Here is a 19,045-nt window from a genome sequence, read left to right as displayed (position 1 = left end):
CCTGCCCTCGCCCATCACCCAAACGGGGCGGCCGTCCGGAGGTATGCTGGAGGTTGGGTGAGGGTCGGCGCCTGCGGGCGGGGGTTACGCCCTGCCCCCGGGAGGCTTCGGGAACCGCCCTGGGGACACTACGGTCCCTGTGCGAGGAGCTCGCTGGGAACGGCCGGCCGTTGACGATGGGTATGGCGACGACGCGACGCTCCCGTGAGGGACACTGGCGTCGAAACCCGCCCCTCCTGAACCGCTGAGGCCCGATAAGCGCGGCCCGGAGCCAAAAATCGCCGGAGGCGGAGCGCCACGGGGCGTGCGACGGGTGGCTCAATCCCGCCGCGCCGCAGCCTGGCTCAACGGTTGCGGATTTTCCTCGCGCCTCGCGGCGCTCCGCCAGCCCTGTCTAGCCACCCCTCCCGCCGCGCATCCGCGCGGGCGGACGATCCTGCGTGCCTGACCCCAGGGAGACCCGCCATGCCGAAACGCCAGAACACCCCCGCCGCCATCCCGCCGATCACCGATTTCGAGAGCTGCCAGAGGGCGCGGTCCGCCCTGTTTCGCCGGCTGACCGACCAGCTCGAAATCTTCCGCGTTTGCCCGAACAGGACCTGCAAGCGGATGCGCGCCTGCCAGGATGCGCGCGGCGCCTGCTTCCTCGCCGTCCTGCGGGCCATGCCGGACGAGACCCGCAGGTCATTCGCCTACGCCATGGAGAACCGCGCCAACGGGCTCGACCCCGACGCGGCGATCGCGCAGGCCGAGGCCCGCGTCGCCGAGGAGAGCGCCCGACACGGCGAATAAGGCGCGGCTGAGGGGCGCCTGAGCGGCGGCCCCCCTCAGAACCGGTCGATGATCGTCACGCCCATGCCCTCGAAGCGGTCCATCGCCATCAGGGCGGGGATCGATTCGGCGAGGTCGATGCGGCGGCCGACGAGCTGCTGCGGGGTGAGCTTGCCGGCGCTGATCATGTCGAGCATCGCGCCATAGCGATGCGCCTGCATGCCGTGGCTGCCGAGGATTTCGAGCTCGTGGGCGATGACCTGCGCCATCGGGATCGGCGGCGTCGCCTGCTCCGCCAGCAGCAGTCCGACCTGGATATGCTTGCCGCGCTTGCGCAGGTTCGCCACCGAGTTGAAGCAGGTCTGCGGGTGGCCGAGCGCATCGAGCGAGACATGGGCGCCGCCGCCGGTCGCGTCGCGCACGGCGGCGACGACATTGGGCTGGGTCTTGGCGTTGATCGTCACCGCGGCGCCGACCTCGCGGGCGAGCTTTAATTTGTCGTCGGAGATGTCGACCGCGACGACGTTCGCGCCCAGCGCATTGGCGATCATGATCGCCGAGAGGCCGACGCCGCCGCAGCCGTGAACGGCGACCCATTGCCCGCCCGAGACCTTGCCCTGGTCGACCACGGCGCGGAACGAGGTCACGAAGCGGCAGCCGAGGCTGGCGGCCGTGGCGAAATCGATCTCCTCGGGGAGGCGCACGAGGTTGAAATCGGCCCGGTCGATGCGGACGTACTCGGCGAACGAACCCCAATGGGTGAAGCCGGGTTGGAACTGGTCGTCGCAGACCTGCTGGTTGCCGGAATGGCATTGCGGGCAGGAGCCGCAGCCCGAGACGAAGGGCACGGTGACGCGGTCGCCCTCGCGGAAGCGCACGACGCTGCGGCCGACCGCGGCGATGACGCCGGCCAGCTCATGGCCCGGCACATGCGGCAGGCGGATATCGGGATCATGGCCGACCCAGCCATGCCAGTCGCTGCGGCAGAGACCCGTCGCCTCGACCTTGATGATGACGCTGTGCGGCTCCGGGATCGGGTCCGGCAGGATGCGCAGTTCGGGGGCCTGCCCGAAGGCTTCGTAGACGACGGCTTTCATGGGGCGGGCACTCCTTCAGTCGAGGTCCGTGTCATGCGGCAGCGCTGCGGGAAGCGTCAACCGTGACGCCCTGCGGCGGTGAGACGCCCTTAAGATTCCGTGCCTATGGTGCGTTCGCGCTCGGCCCGCCGCGTCGGCGGGCTTTCCGAAGACGGCCGCGAAACATCCATGAGCGACAGCGTCCAGGGCTCGACGATCAGCGACAGCCACCGTTCCGCGGCCGGGACCGGCGCGTTCAGCGGCATCCTCGCCGGCTGCGGGCTGTTCATCCTGATGCTGTCGCTGCAGCCCTTCGCCGGACCGCCGGAACCGACGGCGCCGGGCGAATCGACCGGCAATATCGTCAACCAGATCGGCTATTTCGGGCTCGGGCTGGTCTTTCTCGCGGCGATGCTCGGCCTGACGCAGCGGGACGTGCTGGCGCGGCTGGGCTTCAGCCGCTGGGCTGTCGTCTTCGGCATCGCGGCACTGTCGGCGCTGCAATCCTTCGATCCGACCGGCTCGCTGCGCGGCTTGCTGCTGACCGCGATCGTGATGATCGTCGTCGCCGGCATCCTCGTCCTGCCCGATGACGAGCACGGTTTCGCCGTGGCCGCGGTCAATGCCTGCCTCGTGCTGCTGCTGCTGGTCTACGCGATGCTGATGGTGGCGCCGCAGCTTGTCATCCACGGTTCGGAAGGCGCGGAGGGCGTGCATGCCGGCGACTGGCGCGGGCATCTCTCGCACAAGAACTTCGCCGCGCCAGTCTTCTCGATCGTCGCGATGATCGGGATCTATGGCTGGCGCTGTGGCCTGCGCTGGCGCGGAACCATTATCGTCGCGCTCGGCGTCCTGTTCGTACTCAACAGCGGCTCCAAGACGACGCTGGGCTTCCTGCCGCTCGCCATCGGCGTGGTGGCAATGGGGCGCGTGACCGGGCGGCCGGGGCTGGCGATATTCGCCCATCTCGTACTGGTCGGGCTGATCGCGGCGCTGACGGTCGGCTCGGTGATGTCGCCTGCGCTCAACGGCATCCTGAAGGCGCTGATTTCGGACCCGACCTTCACCGGGCGCGACGAGATCTGGAAATTCGCCCTGCAACGCATCGCCGAGCGACCCTGGTCCGGCTACGGCTATGCCAGTTTCTGGCAGACGCCGGCCGTCACCGGCCTCGAGGAGAATTACGAGGCGAGCTGGGACGTGCGCGGCATCGGCTCCGGCCATGACAGCTATCTCGACGCCGCGCTGACCTTCGGCGTGCCCGGCGCCATCGTGATGGTCTTCGTGCTGATGGGCCTGCCGCTCGTCGATTATCTGCGCGCCTGCCGCATCGCGCCAAACCGCCGGCTCGCCGATCTCTTCGTCATGATCGTGATCTTCATGACCTATATCGGGATGCTGGAATCGTTTCTGCTCAACCGGGCCGATCCGCTCTGGGTGCTGTTCGCGCTGGCGGTAACGGGTATCGGCCTGACTGCGCGAATGCGGGCAAAGCCACCGCAATCCTGAGCGGGCGCCAAACCGCTGGACAAGCGGGCCTTGTCCGGGGAAACAGCAGCCGGCCCGAAGATCCGGCGAGCGAGACGCATATGACTGCAAACCCCATTTCCCTTGGCCTGATCGGCGCCGGCATCATGGGCGAGCGCATGCTGCGCGCCGCGCTCGACCAGCCGGCGAGTGCGCTTCGCGTCTCCGGCATCTGGGACCCCTCGGCCGAGGCGATGGAGCGGATCGGGGCTGCATTGCCAGCGGTGGCGCAGCAGCCGGATGCGGCTGCCCTGATCGCTGCAAGCGACTGCGTCTATATCGCTTCGCCGCCCTCCTCCCATCTCGGTCATGCCCGTGCGGCGCTCGCCGCCGGCAAGGCAGTGTTCTGCGAGAAGCCGCTGGCGGTCGATGTCGAGGATGCTCGCACCTTCGTCGCCGAGGCCGGCGCGCGCGGCGCTGTGAACTTTCCCTTTGCCTCCTCCCCGGCCGTTGCCCGTTTGCGGGAATGGATCGACTCGGGCGCGGTCGGCACTCTCCAACGCGTCTCGATCGAGGTCGCCTTCGCGACCTGGCCGCGCTCCTGGCAGGTCGATGCGGCCGGCTGGCTCGACCGTACGGCGCAGGGCGGCTTCACCCGCGAGGTCGTCTCGCATTTCCTGTTCCTGACCCGCCGCATCGCCGGCCCCTTCACCAACCTTTCCGCCAAGGCCGCCTACCCCGAATCCGGCAAGAGCGAGCGCCGGATCGAGGCGACGCTGACCGCGGGCGCCCTGCCCGTCAGCCTCACCGGCGGCGTCGGCACGACCACCAAGGACGACCATAACGTCTGGACGCTGGAGGGGGATAAGGGCGCTGTCCGGCTCTGCGACTGGTCGCGCGCCGAGCGTCGTCTTGCCGACGGCAGTTGGGAGCCCGATCCGGAAGCGCTCTCCCAGAACGAGGCGCGCCCGCTGGCCCTGCGCCGGCAGCTCGAAGGCGTGGCGAAGCTGACCCGTGGCGAACCGCACCATCTCGCGACCCTCAGCGAAGCGTTCGATGTGCAGGACATCGTCGAGCCGATCCTGAAAAGCGCCTGACATACGGTCTGCATTCGGGCGGCCTCGCTGCGTGGCGCGCGAAGTTGCCCGAATGGCACAAATTTGCGGCAGATCCGCCGAAAAGCCGCTTCCTGGGATAATTCTACTCTGCCGTCAGGATAATTCGAAAAAACCGCCTACCTGATGTGAATTGAGCCATACCCTGCCGATAGCGTAAAACTCCTGTTCGAAAGACCGAACGGGGATGGGCGTTATCGTGGCAGTTCTGAACGTCATCGATCGACAGGGCCGGAGCCATGAACTGGAAGCCGTGGAAGGCTGGCGGGTCATGGAGATCCTGCGCGACTACAAGGTCGGCATCGAGGGCGTCTGCGGCGGCTCCTGCGATTGCGGCACCTGCCATGTCATCGTCGCCCAGGAATGGGCCGAGAAGCTGCCCGAGCCGCGCAACGAGGAAATCGATGCGCTCGACGAATTGCCGCTGATCGAGGCGACCTCCCGCCTCTCCTGCCAGATCATCTGGGCTGATGATCTCGACGGGTTGACGCTGACACTGGCGGAGGCTGCGTGATGGCTGCTGCTGCTAAACGCGTTCCCTTGCCGGCAATTCTCCTCGCCAACGACCTGCTCGACGGCGATGTCGTCTTCGCCTTCGTCGATGGTGCCGGCCCGCTGGCCTGGACGCGTGATCCTGCACTTGCCCTCGTCGCAGCCGATGATGCCGCGGCTGACCGGCTCGAAGCCTTCGCCGCCGCCGAGCTGCGCGGCAACAAGGTGGTCGACGCCTATCTCGTCGATGTCGCCATCGAGAGCGGCAGCCCGGTTCCCCGCCATTTCCGCGAGCGCTTCAAGACGCTCGGCCCCAGCAATCGTCCCGATCTCGGCAAGCAGGCCGGTGAAGGCATCGTCGCCGCGCCGAAGGGCTGACCATGTATCGTTACGACGAATTCGACGAGCGTTTTGTCCGGGAGCGGGTGGCGCAGTTCACCGACCAGGTGGCGCGCCGGCTAGACGGCTCTCTGACCGAGGACGAGTTCAAGCCGCTCCGGCTGAAGAACGGCGTCTATCTCCAACTCCACGCCTATATGCTGCGCATCGCCGTGCCCTATGGCACGCTGAATTCGCGGCAATTGCGCCAGCTCGCCCTCATCGGCGAGAAGTATGACCGCGGCTACGGCCATTTCACCACGCGGCAGAACCTGCAGTTCAACTGGCCGAAGCTGCGCGACGTGCCTGAAATCCTCGGGCTGCTCGCCGATGTCGAGATGCACTGCATCCAGACCTCCGGGAACTGCATCCGCAATGTCACGGCCGACCATTTCGCCGGCGTCGCGCAGGACGAGATCGAGGATCCGCGCCCGACCGCCGAGCTGATCCGGCAATGGTCTTCGGCCCATCCCGAATTCAGCTATCTGCCGCGCAAGTTCAAGATCGCGGTGACGGGCGCCGAGGCCGACCGGGCGGTGATCAAGGCCCATGACATCGGCCTGCGCCTGCGCCGCCATCCCGACACGCATGAGACCTGCTACGAGATCAGCGTCGGCGGCGGGCTCGGCCGCACGCCGATGATCGGCAAGGTGGTGCGCGACTATCTGCCGAAGAAGGACCTGCTCGCCTATCTCGAGGCGATCATGCGGGTCTATAATCTCGAGGGTCGGCGCGACAACAAGTACAAGGCGCGCGTCAAGATCCTCGTCCACGAGATCGGCGCCGAGGAATTCACACGCCGTGTCGAGGCCGAGTTCGCTCAGCTCGACGGCCCTTCGATCAATGCGGATCCGGAAGAGGTCGCGCGCATCGCCGCCTATTTCGCGCCGCCGCGCTACGAAGCGCTGCCGGCCGTCAGCAACACGCTGGAAGCGGCGAAGGCGAGCAATCCGGCCTTCGCCCGCTGGGTCGAGGTCAACACGGTCCCGCACAAGGTGCCCGGCTATACCGCGCTGACGATCTCGCTGAAGCCGATCGGCCAGGCGCCGGGCGATGCGACCAGCGAGCAGATGCGTCGCGTCGCCGATCTCGCCGAACGCTATTCCTTCGACGAATTGCGCGTCACCCACGCGCAGAACCTCGTGCTGCCGCATGTGCGCCAGCGCGACCTCTTCGCCATCTGGCAGCAACTGGGCGAAGCCGGACTGGCAAGCGCCAATATCGGACTTGTCACCGACATCATCTCCTGCCCCGGCCTCGATTATTGCGCGCTGGCGACGGCGCGCTCGATCCCGATCGCACAGGCGATCCAGAGCCGCTTCGCCGACGAGGCGCGCCAGCGCGAGATCGGGCCGCTCGGCATCAAGATCTCCGGCTGCATCAATGCCTGCGGCCATCACCATGTCGGCCATATCGGCATTCTCGGCCTGGAGAAGCGCGGCATCGAATCCTACCAGATCACGCTCGGCGGCGATGCCACCGAGAATGCGGCGATCGGCGAGATTCTCGGGCCTGGCCTCGCTGCCGAGGAGGTACCGGACGCGATCGAGCGGATCGTTTCCGTCTACCTCGCCGCGCGCAGCGAGGGCGAGAGCTTCATCGACAATGTCCGCCGCATCGGGCTCAGCCCCTTCAAGGCCGCTTTCCAGGAGACCACCCGTGCCGCTGCTTGACCGGAACGGAAGTGCCGAGGACCGCTGGACCCGCAGCGAAGGCGCGGCGATCGGCAATATCCCGGCGGCGATCGTGCCTTGGGAGGTTCTCGCCGCGGCGCTCGACGCGCAGGAGCCCGAGCAGGTGATCGGCGTGATCCTGCCCAATTCCGTACCCTTCTCCGCGCTCGAACCCTTCCTGCCGCGGCTGGCGCTCGTCGCCATCGCCTTTCCCGCCTATTCCGACGGGCGCGGCTTCAGCCTCGCTCGCCAGATCCGGCGCGCCGGCTTTGCGGGCGAGATTCGCGCCAGCGGCCCGCTGATCGCCGACCAGTTCGCCTATGCCCTCTCCTGCGGCTTCGACACCATCGAATTGCCCGAGGCGAGTGCCGCGCGCCAGCCTGTGCCGCAATGGCTGCGCGCCCGGGACACGTTCAGCGCCACCTACCAGCGCGGCTATAGCGAAAGCGGCCGCAACGTCCTCGACCAGCGCCGGGCGGCGAGAGCCGCAGCGCCCATCGCAGCGGAGTGAGGTATGACGATCTCGACCGCGACACAGGGTTCCATCGAGCGCTCCCGCACCGCTGCGAGCATCGACGAGAGTGATCCTGATGCCGTGTTCGAGACGCAGCTGCTGCTCCAGCCTGCAAGCGGAGCACGCAGGCGCTGGTTCGATCTTTGCTTTCGCCTTATCATCCTGACACTGGCCGCGCTGTGGCTGCTGACGCCACCGGCGGGCAACGAGCGCAGTGCGGCAGACGCAAAGGCCGTGGCGACCACCCGATGACCGACAGACAGCCCGAATCCACAGCGGCCCGCATCGAGCCGCTGGCGACGCTGCCGCTCTTCCATAAGCTGGATGGGCGCAAGGTCGTGCTCGCCGGCGGGACCGAGGGCGCGTTGTGGAAGGCGGAGCTGCTGGCGGCGACGGGAGCGGAACTTCACGTCTTCGCCGATGGCGAGGAGGCACTGTTCGCCGGCTTGGTGCGGAGCGAGGTTGGCGGACGCGTTCATGTGCATGGTCGGGCCTGGCAGGCCGACGATCTCACCGATGCAGCCATCGCCGTGGCCGATCTCGACGATGCCGATGCGGTCCGCGCCTTCGTCGCAGCGGCGCGGCAGGCCGGCGTGCCGGTCAATATCGTCGACAAGCCCGAGCATTGCGATTTCGCCTTCGGCGCGCTGGTCAACCGTTCGCCCCTGATCGTCGCGGTCTCGACCGATGGCGCGGCGCCGGTATTCGGGCAGGCAATCCGGACCAAGATCGAGGCCTTGCTGCCGCCCGGGCTGAAGAACTGGGCGCAGGCTGCCGCCGATTGGCGCCCGGCGGTGCAGGCGCGCGAACTACCCTTCGCGCTGCGACGCAGCTTCTGGGAGCTTTTCGCCGGCAAGGCCATGGCCGAACCGGAACGCACGCCGAACCTCGATGACGAGGCCGAGCTTTTCGCGAAGCTCTCCCTGATCGAGGCCAATCATGACGGCAAGGGCCGCGTCACGCTGGTCGGCGCTGGTCCGGGTGATCCGGAACTGCTGACGCTGAAGGCGATCCGCGCCCTGCAGAGCGCCGACATCATCCTCTATGACGATCTGGTCTCGCCCGGCGTGCTGGAGCTGGCACGGCGCGAGGCCAAGCGCATGCTGGTCGGCAAGACCGGCTATGGCCCCTCGGTGAAGCAAGGCGACATCAACGCGCTGATCGTCTCGCTGGCTACGCAGGGTAAGCATGTCGTGCGCCTCAAAGGCGGCGATCCCGGCATTTTCGGCCGTGCCGGCGAGGAGATCGAAGCCTGCCAGGCGGCTGGCGTGCCCGTAGCGATCGTGCCCGGCATCTCGGCCGCGCAGGGTGCGGCCGCCTCGCTCGGCCTGTCGCTGACCCATCGCGACCATGCGCGGCGCCTGCAATTCGTAACCGGCCATTCGCGCAAGGGCGAACTGCCGGATGATCTCGACTGGCGCGCCATGGCCGACCCCGCCGCCTCGACCGTGATCTACATGGCCCGCGCGACCCTGCCCGGCTTCCGCGAGCGTGCCATTGCCGCCGGGCTCGACCCGCAGACGCCGGCCGTCGCCGTGCTGGCCGCCACGCGGCCGGACGAGAAGCGCGTCGCCGCGACCATCGTCGACCTGCCGGAGCGGCTCGGCGAATTGCCGGCGAATGGGCCCGTTCTCGTCCTGCTCGGCCATGCCTTCGGGCCAGCCCTGTCCGCCGCGAATCCGGCGGAAGATCGCCGCCGCGCCTGACGGGGATCCGGTTTCGTTGCCGGGTGGAACGCGATCGCCGGAGATGCGTTTTCTCCTCCGGTGCCGCAATTTGGAAGGCGCTGTTTGCGCCAGGTCATTGAGGCATAGCCGATAACTCAGTACGTTTCGTTTGTTATTCAGAACGGATCGAGGCTTCTTCAAACCTCGCCGCGAACCAACGGAGCCCTGACATGACGCGACCTGCTTATAGCCGCCTCCTTCGGGCCGGACTGGTACTGGGAGCCTTCAGCCTGTGCTTCGGCGTCGTCGCCGGAGCGCGCGCCCAGACCGAGCTCCTCAACGTTTCCTACGACCCGACCCGCGAGCTCTATCGCGACATCAACGCGGCCTTCCTCGCCGAATGGAACGCGAAGCATCCCGACAAGAAGATCGCGACGATCCGCCAGTCGCATGGCGGCTCCGGCGCGCAGGCCCGCACCGTGATCGACGGGCTCAATGCCGATGTCGTGACGCTGGCGCTGGCCGGCGATATCGACGCCGTGGCCGAGCGCTCGAAGAAGCTGCCGCTCGACTGGCAGAAGCGCCTGCCGCACAATTCCTCGCCCTATACCTCGACAATCGTCTTCCTCGTCCGCAAGGGCAACCCGAAGGCGATCAAGGACTGGGGCGACCTCGTGAAACCGGGTGTCCAGATCATCACGCCGAACCCGAAGACCTCGGGCGGGGCGCGCTGGAACTACCTCGCCGCCTGGGCCTATGCCGAGAAGGCCTTCAACAAGGACGACGCGAAGATCCGCGACTATATCGGCAAGCTGCTCGCCAATGTCCCGGTGCTCGACACCGGCGCGCGCGGCGCGACCACAACCTTCACCCAGCGCGGCATCGGCGACGTCTTCCTGTCCTGGGAGAACGAGGCCTTCCTCGCCCTGAAGGAGTTCGGCACCGACAAGTTCGACATCGTCGTGCCCAGCCCGTCGATCCTGGCCGAGCCGCCGGTCGCGCTGGTCGATGGCAATGTCGATGCCAAGAAGACCCGCGAACAGGCGCAGGCCTATCTCGAATTCCTCTACACCCCGAAGGCGCAGGCGATCATCGCCCGGAACTTCTATCGCCCGCGCAACCCGGAAGCCGCCGACGCCAAGGACATCGCCAATTTCCCGAAAGTCGAGCTGGTGACGATCGACGACGTGTTCGGCGGGTGGAAGAAGGCGCAGCCGACCCATTTCGGCGATGGCGGCACCTTCGACCAGCTATACAAGCCGGCCCGCTGAGGACCTGTCCATGACGGCGGCGACGACGACCTTCCGCTGGCGCGAGCCGAGCATCCTGCCCGGCTTCGGTCTGGCGCTCGGCATTACCGTGACGGCGTTGTCGCTGATCGTGCTGATCCCGCTGGCGGCGCTGTTCCTCAAGGCCGCCAGCGCCGGCCCCGCCGATATCTGGGCGGTGGCGACCTCACCGCGGACGCTCGCCGCGCTCAAGCTCTCCTTCACCGCCGCCTTGTTCGCTGCGCTCGTCAACGCCGTGTTCGGGCTGATCCTGGCCTGGGTTCTGGTGCGCTACGAATTTCCCGGCCGGCGCCTGATCGATGCGGCGGTCGACCTGCCTTTCGCCCTGCCGACGGCCGTCGCCGGCATCTCGCTCGCCGCGATCTATGCCCCGAATGGCTGGGTCGGCTCGCTGCTGGCGCCGCTCGCCTTCAAACTGACCATCCCCTTCACCGATCTCTCCTTCGGCTTCGACGGCAAGGTCGCCTATACGCCTCTCGGCGTGATGGTGGCGCTGATCTTCATCGGCCTGCCCTTCGTGGTGCGGACCGTGCAGCCGGTGCTGGAGGAATTGCAGAGCGATGTCGAGGAGGCCGCCGCGCTGCTCGGCGCCAGCCGCTTCCGGACGATCTTCCGGGTGATCCTGCCGCAGGTCCTGCCGGCGCTGATGACCGGCTTCGTGCTCGCCTTCGCGCGGGCGGTCGGCGAATACGGCTCGGTGATCTTCATCGCCGGCAATGTGCCGATGCTCTCGGAGATCGCGCCGCTCCTGATCGTGATCCGGCTCGAGCAGTTCGACTATGCCGGCGCGGCCGTGGTCGCGACGATGATGTTGCTGATCTCCTTTGCGCTGATCCTCGCCGGCAACCTGATCCAGGCCCGCGCCCGCCGGAGGTTCGGTGATGTCTGACGCGACCCTGCCCTCCGCTGCGGCCACGCCGCCTCGCAGCGCCAGCCGGGCGCGCAGCGAGAGCCCCGTCGTGCAAGTCGCGCTGATCGCGATCTCGCTCGCCTTCCTGCTGCTCTTCCTGCTGCTGCCTCTGGTCACGGTCTTCGTCGAGGCTGCCGCCAAGGGCTGGGAGGCCTATCGCGCCGCGATCACCGAGCCGGATGCACTGGCGGCGATCCGGTTGACCTTGCTGGTCGCTGCGATCGCCGTGCCGTTCAACATCATCGTCGGAATCGCCGCCGCCTGGGCCATCGCCAAGTTCGAATTCCGTGGCAAGGACCTGCTGATCAGCCTGATCGACCTGCCCTTCTCGGTCTCGCCGGTGATCTCGGGCCTCGTCTTCGTGCTGCTCTTCGGCGCGCAGGGCTATTTTGGGCCGTGGCTCCAGGCCAACGACCTCAAGATCGTCTTCGCCCTGCCCGGCCTGATTCTGGCGACGGTCTTCGTCACCTTCCCCTTCGTGGCGCGCGAACTGATCCCGCATATGCAGTCGCTCGGCTCGGCCGACGAGGAGGCCGCGCTGACGCTCGGCGCCTCGCCCTGGCGGGTCTTCTTCGCGGTGACGCTGCCAAACGTGAAATGGAGCCTGTTCTACGGCGTCCTGCTCTGCAACGCCCGCGCGATGGGCGAATTCGGCGCGGTCGCGGTGGTCTCGGGCAAGATCCGCGGCCTGACCAACACCATGCCGCTGCATATCGAGATTCTCTACAACGAATACATGGGCGCGGCCGCCTTCGCGGTGGCCTCGCTGCTGGCGGGGCTGGCGCTGGTCACCCTCGTGCTCAAGACCCTGCTGGAATGGCGCTACGGCGATGCGATCGCCGCCAGCGGCCGTCACTGACCCACAGACGAAGGATTTCTCGCCATGTCGGTCGCCGTCACCATCGAAACCATCGAGAAGCGCTTCGAGAACTTCCCGGCTCTGCGCGGCGTCTCGCTCGATATCCAGCCGGGGGAGCTCGTCGCGCTGCTCGGTCCGTCCGGCTCGGGCAAGACCACGCTGCTGCGCCTGATCGCCGGGCTGGAGGAAGCCGATCGCGGCCGCGTGCTGTTCGGCGAGACCGATACGCGCGAGCTCTCGCTGCGCGACCGCCGCATCGGCTTCGTCTTCCAGCAATACGCCTTGTTCAAGACGATGAACGTCGCCGAGAATATCGGCTTCGGCTTGAAGTCCCGGCCGCGCCGCGAGCGCCCGAGCAACGAGGACATCCGCAAGCGTGTCGGCGATTTACTCGACCTCGTTCAGTTGCCGGGGCTGGAGAAGCGCTATCCCAGCCAGCTCTCCGGCGGCCAGCGCCAGCGCGTCGCGCTCGCCCGCGCGCTCGCCATCGAACCGCGTGTTCTGCTGCTGGACGAGCCCTTCGGCGCGCTCGATGCCAAGGTCCGCAAGGACCTGCGCGCCTGGTTGCGCGAGCTGCACGGGCGCACCGGCCACACCACCGTCTTCGTCACCCACGACCAGGAGGAGGCGCTGGAGCTGGCCGACCGCGTCGCGATCCTCAACGAGGGTCGCATCGAGCAGGTCGGCTCGGCCGACGACGTCTACGACCATCCGGCCACACCCTTCATCTGCGAATTTTTGGGCGAGGTGAACAAGCTGCCGGTCAAGGTCGTCGGCAGCCAGGCCTTCTTCGGCGACCGGCCGGTACTGGGCGGATTGTCGCAGAACCAGGGTGGCCCGGCTTCGCTCTATGTCCGTCCGCAGCATCTGCGCATCGTCGACGAGACGCCGCTGGCGCTACCCGGCACGGTCGAGCACCTGCGCCGCAACGGCCCGATCCGCCGGGCGGAGGTCGCGGTCGAGGGGCTGAAGAAGCGGCTCGAGGTCGATCTCGCCAGCCAGGTCGCCCCGGCGATCGGCGAGCGGATCAGGCTCCGCATCACCCATGGCAACCTGTTCGCTGCCGCCTGATCGGAAATCTCGCGCATCGGGCGGTCGCTAAAAGCGGATTCCCCTTTCCAGCGCGATGCCCTAGCCTCCCGGGCGAATCCGGCAGCCATTCTCGGCTGTCTCGATCCGGACAGGAGATCGCGATGAAAGCACGCGCGAAATGGGTTGATGGCATGGCCTTCATGGGCGAGTCCGGCAGCGGGCACGCCATGATCATGGACGGTGCGCCCGAATATGGCGGGCGCAATCTCGGCATCCGGCCGATGGAGATGCTGCTGATCGGGCTTGCGGGCTGCACGGCTTTCGATGTCGTCGGGATGATCAAGAAGGGCCGGGAGAACATCACCGGCTGCGAGGTCGACGTCGAAGCCGAGCGCGCCACGACCGATCCCAAGGTCTTCACCAAGATCCACCTCGCCTACCGCATCACCGGCAAGGGCCTGTCCCAGGCCAAGGCGGAGCGGGCCGTCACATTGTCGAAGGAAAAATACTGTTCGGCTTCGATCATGCTCGGGGCGACCGCCGAGATGAGCTACAGCCTCGAAGTGATCGATGAATTGCACAAGGAGGCCGCTGAATGAGCAGGGCTGAATTCACAGGACTGATCTCGCCGGACGCGCTGGCCGCCCGGCTCGGCGACGAGAACCTCGTCATCGTCGATATCCGCACCGCTGCCGACGGCGCAAAGGCCGCCTTCGAGGCCGCGCATATTCCCGGTGCCGTGCATTCCGACTATGCCGCCGATGGCTGGCGGGCGAAGATCGGCAATGCGCCGGGCATGTTGCCGCCGCTCACCCATCTCGCTGCACTGGCAGGCCGGCTCGGCATCAAGCCGCAGGATGATGTCGTGATCGTCCCGGCCGGCACCGCCGCGACCGATTTCGCCGCGGCGGCGCGGGTCTACTGGACGCTGAAATTCATCGGCCACGGCCAGCAGGCGATCCTCGATGGCGGCTTCAAGGGCTGGACGGCCGCTCCGCAGCGCCCGGTCGCGACCGGCGCCTCCGCGCCGAAGAGCGCTGGTGCCTATCCGGTCGTGGCGCAGCAGGGCCTGCGCAGCACGGCGGATTCCACGCTCGTCGCATCGCGCAGCAAGCAGGCGAGTCTCGTCGATGCGCGCGGACCGAGCTATTTCGAAGGCCGCGAGAAATCGGCCGAGGCTGCGCGCGCCGGCCACATCCCGGGCGCGATCCAGCGCGACTATGCCGGCGCCTTCGAGGGCGGCAAGCTCAAGGCGCCGGGCGAGCTGCAGCAGCTCTTCTCCGCGGTGCCTCAGGGGCCGGTGATCTCCTATTGCAACACCGGCCATTCGGCCGCGGCAAACTGGTTCGTGCTGTCGGAGGTGCTCGGCCGCGACGAGGTCGCGCTCTATGACGGCTCGATGACCGATTGGACGCAGGACCCTGACCGCCCCGTCGCGACCGGCAAGGCGGCCTGATCGCGCTTTCGATTGCAAAACAGGTTGAAAAGGTTCAAAGGAAGCGCCGATCGCGTGCCGTGACGCGCGGCGCTTCCTGACATTCTGAACCGAGCCATCAGCCGATGAACGCCGTCGCGCCGAAAATCTCCTTCGTTTCGCTGGGCTGCCCGAAGGCGCTCGTCGATTCCGAGCGGATCATCACCTCGCTGCGCTCCGAGGGCTACGAGCTCTCGAAGAGCCATTCCGGTGCCGATCTCGTCATCGTCAATACCTGCGGTTTCCTCGATTCCGCCAAGGCGGAATCGCTTGAGGCGATCGGCGCGGCCATGGCCGAGAACGGCAAGGTCATCGTCACCGGCTGCATGGGCGCCGAGCCCGAGCAGATCCGCGACGCCTTCCCGAACGTGCTCGCGATCACCGGCCCGCAGGCCTATGAGAGCGTCGTCTCGGCCGTGCATCAGGCGGTGCCGCCGAAGCATGATCCCTTCGTCGATCTCGTGCCCGATCAGGGCATCAAGCTGACGCCGCGGCACTACGCCTATCTCAAGATTTCAGAGGGTTGCAATAATCGCTGCACCTTCTGCATCATCCCCAAGCTGCGCGGCGACCTCGTCTCGCGGCCGATCGGCGACGTGCTGCGCGAGGCCGAGAAGCTGGCCAAGGCCGGCGTCAAGGAATTGCTGGTGATCTCGCAGGACACCAGCGCCTATGGCCTCGACATCAAGTATGCGCCCTCGATGTTCAAGGATCGTGAGATCCGCACCCGCTTCTTCGAGCTTGCCCGCGAGCTCGGGCAGATGGGGATGTGGGTGCGCCTGCACTACGTCTACCCCTACCCGCATGTCGACGAGGTCATCCCGCTGATGCAGGAGGGAATCGTCCTTCCCTATCTCGACATCCCCTTCCAGCACGCCTCGCCGAACGTCCTCAAGGCAATGAAGCGCCCGGCCCATCAGGACCGCACGCTCGACCGCATCCGCAAATGGCGCGAGATCTGCCCGGACCTTGCGATCCGCTCGACCTTCATCGTCGGCTTCCCCGGCGAGACCGAAGAGGACATGGACATCCTCGTCGACTGGCTGAAGGAAGCGAAGCTGGAGCGCGTCGGCGCCTTCAAATACGAGCCAGTGAAGGGCGCCCCCGCCAATGACCTCGGCCTCGACCTCATCCCCGAGGAGGTGAAGGAGGCGCGCTGGCACCGCTTCATGAAGGCGCAGGCCGAGATTTCCGCCCGCATCGTCAAGGGCCGCGTCGGTAAGCGCATTCAGGTCATCATCGACGAGGCCGGCCCGACCGTGGCCAAGGGCCGCTCGAAATGGGATGCCCCAGAGATCGACGGCAATGTCTATGTCGCGAGCCGCCGACCCCTGCGGGCCGGCGATATCGTCACCGTGAAGATCGAACGGGCCGACGCTTACGATCTTCACGGCATCGCGGTCTGAACCGGCTCGCGCGTCAGCTTCCGAACCCGCAAACCTGACGAACGGCCCGGCCCCGGCGATCCTGCGCGACCCTCAGGTCGCCGCCGCAGCCTTCCGAGGCCAGGGCCGGAGGAGGCTCGCGGCCAGGCCGCTCATTGCAGGCGACGGTGGTGCAATTGGTCCCGGCGGTCCGCGCCCGTCCTGCGCCCGGCACCCGGAGGCGTTCGTGATCCTGCAGGCGGATGGCGATGACGGAATTGTGGTCGCCGCCCTGGCCGCCCTGGCCGCCGCCGCCATTGCCGCCACCACCACCACCGCCGCCGCCGCCCTGCTGGGCCATGGCAGCGGTCGAAAGCGTCAGGGTCGCAAACAGAAGGCCGACGATCTTGATTTTGCTGGGCATGACATCACCTCGAATGATTGTCAGCACATCCTGCTGATGTCGTTTGGTCGCGGCACCTGATCGCCGGGTTCACACCGCGCATAAAAAATGCGCCCGGATGACCGGACGCATGTTCTTTCCGCCGGGATGCTCGGGCTTGACCCGAGCATGACGTCCCGGATCAGGGAATCAGCACCGTCGAGCCCGTGGTACCGCGCGATTCCAGCAGGCGGTGGGCGTCGGCTGCATCCTTCAGCGGGAAGGTCGCGTTGACCGGCACCTTGACCTTGCCGCTCGTCACCGCCCCGAACAGGTTCTTCGCCATCGCGATCATGGTCTCGCGCTTGGCCGTGTGGGTGTTGAGCGTCGGGCGCGTGACATAGAGCGAGCCCTTGGCGGCGAGGATGCCGAGATTGAACGCTTCGACCGAGCCCGAGGCGTTGCCGAAGCTCGCCAGCAGGCCGAAGGGCTTCAGAGTGTCGAGCGACTTCATGAAGGTGTCCTTGCCGACACCGTCATAGACCACGTCGCAGAGCGCCCCGCCGGTGATCTCCTTCACCCGCGCCGCGAAATCCTCCTCGCGGTAGTTGATGACATGGTCGGCGCCATGCGCCTTGGCGAGCTCCGCCTTCTCCTTCGAGCCGACAGTGCCGATCACGGTGGCGCCCAGCGCCTTGCCCCATTGGCAGAGGATGAGGCCGGTAGCGCCGGCCGCGGCATGGACCAGGATCGTGTCGCCCGGCTTCACCTTGTAGGTCCGGTGCAGCAGGTATTCGGCCGTCAGCCCCTTCAGCAGCATGCTGGCGGCGGCCTCGTAGGAGATGCCCTCCGGCAGCGCCACGACGGAGGCCGCCGGCACGATGCGCTCCTCGGCATAGGCGCCGAGCGCCGAGACGACCGCGACGCGGTCGCCGGGCTTGAACTCGGTGACGTTCGGGCCGACGGCGAGCACATCGCCCGCGCTCTCGTTGCCGAGCGTGAAAGGCAGTTGCGGCGCCGGATAGAGGCCCGAGCGGAAATAGGTGTCGATGAAATTCAGGCCGATCGCCCGGTTGCGGATCAGGATTTCGCCGGGACCCGGCTGCGGCAGGGTGACGTCCTCGAACTGCAGGACCTCGGGGCCGCCGGTCTTGTGGGCACGAATGGCTTTGACCATGAAAGGCATCTCCTACGGGATGGATGCCCCGACCATAGTTCATCGGGCCGGAAAGGCATCCGTGCCCAACGCAGAACGCACCTTGCGACTTTGCGGCCCGTGGCCAAGATGCCGCGCATCGGCTAGCCATGGGCGATGAGCAAACAGACTGCCGATCAGGTCGATATCGCGATCGTGGGCGCCGGCGCCGTCGGTCTTGCGGCCGCGCTGGCTCTCAGTCGCGAAGGGCGCAGCGTCGCCCTGCTCGGCCCGGTCGCGACACCGCGCGACGGGCGCACGGTCGCCCTGCTCGACGGCTCATGGCGGATGCTGGCCGAGCTCGGCGTGCAGGAGGCCTTGCTGGAGAAGGCGGCGCCGCTTGAAGTGATGCGCCTCGTCGACGACAGCGGCAGCCTGTTCCGCCAGCCACCGGTCGAGTTCCGGGCGTCCGAGATCGGGCTGGAGGCCTTCGGCTGGAATATCGAGAATGCCGACCTGACCGGGCTTCTCGCCGAGAAAGCCGGTGCGCTGTCCGGCCTGCGGATGATCCCCGGCTTCGTCCGGACCATCGAGTCGGAGGCAGACGGCGTGCGCCTCTCCGGCGAGGGCTTCGCACCGTTGAAGGCCCGGCTCATCGTCGGCGCGGATGGCCGCAATTCGCAGGTGCGTGCGGCGGCCGGCATCGAAAGCCGCGACTGGCGCTATCCGCAGATCGCCCTGACCGCGATCTTCGAGCACCGCCGCGACCATCAGGAAACCTCGACCGAGTTCCATACGCGCAAAGGGCCTTGCACGATCGTGCCCCTGCCCGGCCGGCGCTCCTCGCTGGTCTGGCTGGTCGATCCGGAAGAGGCTGCGGCCCTCACCGCTCTCGACGATCCGGCCTTCGCCCTGCGTGTCGAGCGACAGGTGCAGTCGCTGCTCGGGGCGATGACCGTCTCGGGGCCGCGCGGCAAGGTGCCGATGGGCGGGCTCTCGGTCGAGCGCTTCGGTGCCGGCCGCATGGCGCTGATCGGCGAGGCTGCACATGTCTTCCCGCCGATCGGAGCGCAAGGGCTCAATCTCGGCCTGCGGGATGTTGCAGCGTTGAGCGAAGCGCTCGCCGGCGTCACGGATGCCGGAGCGGAAAGCGTCATCGCCGATTATGACGGGGCCCGGCGAACGGATGTCCGTTTGCGGACCGGCGCGGTCGATGTGCTCAACCGCACGCTGCTGACCGATCTGATGCCGGCCGACCTGATGCGCGGTGCTGGCCTGCTGGCACTGTCACGGATCGGTCCGCTGCGGCGCCTCGTGATGCGTCAGGGGCTGGCTGGCGGAGCGGCGCGATAGGAAACTCCGTCATGCTCGGGCTTGCACCGAGCATCTCAGGCTGAAAGAGGCGCTCCATTCTGCAAGAGATTCTCGGGTCTGCGCTTCGCTCCGT

General features: G+C 67.2%; 20 protein-coding genes. 18 read left to right on the top strand and 2 right to left on the bottom strand.

Annotated features, from left to right (window positions below; translation table 11 throughout):
• Positions 1 to 465 precede the first annotated feature (465 nt).
• Positions 466 to 792 carry a hypothetical protein gene (locus BLQ70_RS17650; protein ID WP_091859245.1) on the top strand — a complete coding sequence of 109 codons (327 nt, stop codon included), beginning with the start codon at positions 466 to 468 and terminating at the stop codon, positions 790 to 792.
• Between the two features lie 35 nt (positions 793 to 827).
• Here BLQ70_RS17650 and BLQ70_RS17645 read toward each other — a convergent pair whose 3' ends face one another.
• Entirely contained in the window at positions 828 to 1,868 is a 1,041-nt protein-coding gene (locus BLQ70_RS17645) for a zinc-dependent alcohol dehydrogenase family protein (protein WP_091859242.1), read from the bottom strand.
• A 168-nt stretch (positions 1,869 to 2,036) separates the two neighbouring features.
• On the opposite strand from BLQ70_RS17645, the gene BLQ70_RS17640 reads away from it, so the two are divergent.
• The 16 genes from BLQ70_RS17640 (at position 2,037) to BLQ70_RS25415 (ending at position 16,565) form a co-directional block, all read left to right on the top strand.
• On the top strand, positions 2,037 to 3,356 hold the full coding sequence (locus BLQ70_RS17640) for an O-antigen ligase family protein (RefSeq protein ID WP_139163579.1): 1,320 nt from the start codon (positions 2,037 to 2,039) through the stop codon (positions 3,354 to 3,356).
• An 80-nt stretch (positions 3,357 to 3,436) separates the two neighbouring features.
• Positions 3,437 to 4,411 (top strand): Gfo/Idh/MocA family protein, encoded by a 975-nt coding sequence (locus BLQ70_RS17635; RefSeq protein ID WP_091859237.1) that lies wholly within the window; start codon positions 3,437 to 3,439, stop codon positions 4,409 to 4,411.
• Positions 4,412 to 4,628: 217 nt separating this feature from the next.
• Positions 4,629 to 4,943, top strand: a complete 315-nt coding sequence (locus BLQ70_RS17630; protein ID WP_244492842.1) for a 2Fe-2S iron-sulfur cluster-binding protein — start codon at positions 4,629 to 4,631, stop codon at positions 4,941 to 4,943.
• Positions 4,943 to 5,299, top strand: coding sequence for a DUF2849 domain-containing protein (locus tag BLQ70_RS17625; protein WP_091859233.1), 357 nt, complete (start codon positions 4,943 to 4,945; stop codon positions 5,297 to 5,299). The genes BLQ70_RS17630 and BLQ70_RS17625 overlap by 1 nt, the downstream gene beginning before the upstream one ends.
• Before the next feature lie 2 nt (positions 5,300 to 5,301).
• On the top strand, positions 5,302 to 6,972 hold the full coding sequence (locus tag BLQ70_RS17620) for a nitrite/sulfite reductase (protein WP_091859230.1): 1,671 nt from the start codon (positions 5,302 to 5,304) through the stop codon (positions 6,970 to 6,972).
• Entirely contained in the window at positions 6,959 to 7,483 is a 525-nt protein-coding gene (locus BLQ70_RS17615) for a DUF934 domain-containing protein (protein WP_244512067.1), read from the top strand. Before BLQ70_RS17620 ends, BLQ70_RS17615 begins: the two co-directional genes overlap by 14 nt.
• A gap of 3 nt (positions 7,484 to 7,486) precedes the next feature.
• Positions 7,487 to 7,738, top strand: a complete 252-nt coding sequence (locus BLQ70_RS17610; RefSeq protein WP_091859225.1) for a hypothetical protein — start codon at positions 7,487 to 7,489, stop codon at positions 7,736 to 7,738.
• Positions 7,735 to 9,192 (top strand): siroheme synthase CysG, encoded by a 1,458-nt coding sequence (cysG, locus tag BLQ70_RS17605; RefSeq protein WP_091859222.1) that lies wholly within the window; start codon positions 7,735 to 7,737, stop codon positions 9,190 to 9,192. The genes BLQ70_RS17610 and cysG overlap by 4 nt, the downstream gene beginning before the upstream one ends.
• 191 nt (positions 9,193 to 9,383) lie before the next feature.
• Complete coding sequence (locus BLQ70_RS17600) at positions 9,384 to 10,424, top strand: sulfate ABC transporter substrate-binding protein (RefSeq protein WP_091859219.1); 1,041 nt, start codon at positions 9,384 to 9,386, stop codon at positions 10,422 to 10,424.
• Between the two features lie 10 nt (positions 10,425 to 10,434).
• On the top strand, positions 10,435 to 11,331 hold the full coding sequence (cysT, locus tag BLQ70_RS17595; RefSeq protein ID WP_091859216.1) for a sulfate ABC transporter permease subunit CysT: 897 nt from the start codon (positions 10,435 to 10,437) through the stop codon (positions 11,329 to 11,331).
• On the top strand, positions 11,324 to 12,211 hold the full coding sequence (cysW, locus tag BLQ70_RS17590; RefSeq protein WP_091859213.1) for a sulfate ABC transporter permease subunit CysW: 888 nt from the start codon (positions 11,324 to 11,326) through the stop codon (positions 12,209 to 12,211). Before cysT ends, cysW begins: the two co-directional genes overlap by 8 nt.
• Before the next feature lie 24 nt (positions 12,212 to 12,235).
• Positions 12,236 to 13,282 (top strand): sulfate/molybdate ABC transporter ATP-binding protein, encoded by a 1,047-nt coding sequence (locus BLQ70_RS17585; protein WP_091859210.1) that lies wholly within the window; start codon positions 12,236 to 12,238, stop codon positions 13,280 to 13,282.
• 122 nt (positions 13,283 to 13,404) lie between these two features.
• Complete coding sequence (locus tag BLQ70_RS17580; RefSeq protein ID WP_061968013.1) at positions 13,405 to 13,842, top strand: OsmC family protein; 438 nt, start codon at positions 13,405 to 13,407, stop codon at positions 13,840 to 13,842.
• Entirely contained in the window at positions 13,839 to 14,699 is an 861-nt protein-coding gene (locus BLQ70_RS17575) for a sulfurtransferase (protein ID WP_091859208.1), read from the top strand. The genes BLQ70_RS17580 and BLQ70_RS17575 overlap by 4 nt, the downstream gene beginning before the upstream one ends.
• A 104-nt stretch (positions 14,700 to 14,803) precedes the next feature.
• Complete coding sequence (rimO, locus tag BLQ70_RS17570; RefSeq protein WP_061968017.1) at positions 14,804 to 16,123, top strand: 30S ribosomal protein S12 methylthiotransferase RimO; 1,320 nt, start codon at positions 14,804 to 14,806, stop codon at positions 16,121 to 16,123.
• Between the two features lie 205 nt (positions 16,124 to 16,328).
• Positions 16,329 to 16,565, top strand: a complete 237-nt coding sequence (locus tag BLQ70_RS25415; RefSeq protein WP_170843448.1) for a hypothetical protein — start codon at positions 16,329 to 16,331, stop codon at positions 16,563 to 16,565.
• A gap of 100 nt (positions 16,566 to 16,665) precedes the next feature.
• On the opposite strand, the gene BLQ70_RS17560 is transcribed toward BLQ70_RS25415, so the two are convergent.
• Positions 16,666 to 17,640, bottom strand: a complete 975-nt coding sequence (locus BLQ70_RS17560) for a quinone oxidoreductase family protein (RefSeq protein ID WP_091859734.1) — start codon at positions 17,638 to 17,640, stop codon at positions 16,666 to 16,668.
• A gap of 135 nt (positions 17,641 to 17,775) precedes the next feature.
• On the opposite strand from BLQ70_RS17560, the gene BLQ70_RS17555 reads away from it, so the two are divergent.
• The gene (locus BLQ70_RS17555; protein WP_091859200.1) at positions 17,776 to 18,951 is read left to right on the top strand and encodes a UbiH/UbiF family hydroxylase; all 1,176 of its coding nucleotides are present in this window, start codon (positions 17,776 to 17,778) and stop codon (positions 18,949 to 18,951) included.
• Positions 18,952 to 19,045: the final 94 nt, after the last annotated feature.

The organism is Allobosea robiniae, assembly GCF_900102525.1.
Lineage (GTDB): Bacteria > Pseudomonadota > Alphaproteobacteria > Rhizobiales > Beijerinckiaceae > Allobosea > Allobosea robiniae.
Note: the sequence above shows the minus strand (reverse complement) of the source record. Positions and strands in the feature narration are given on the sequence as shown.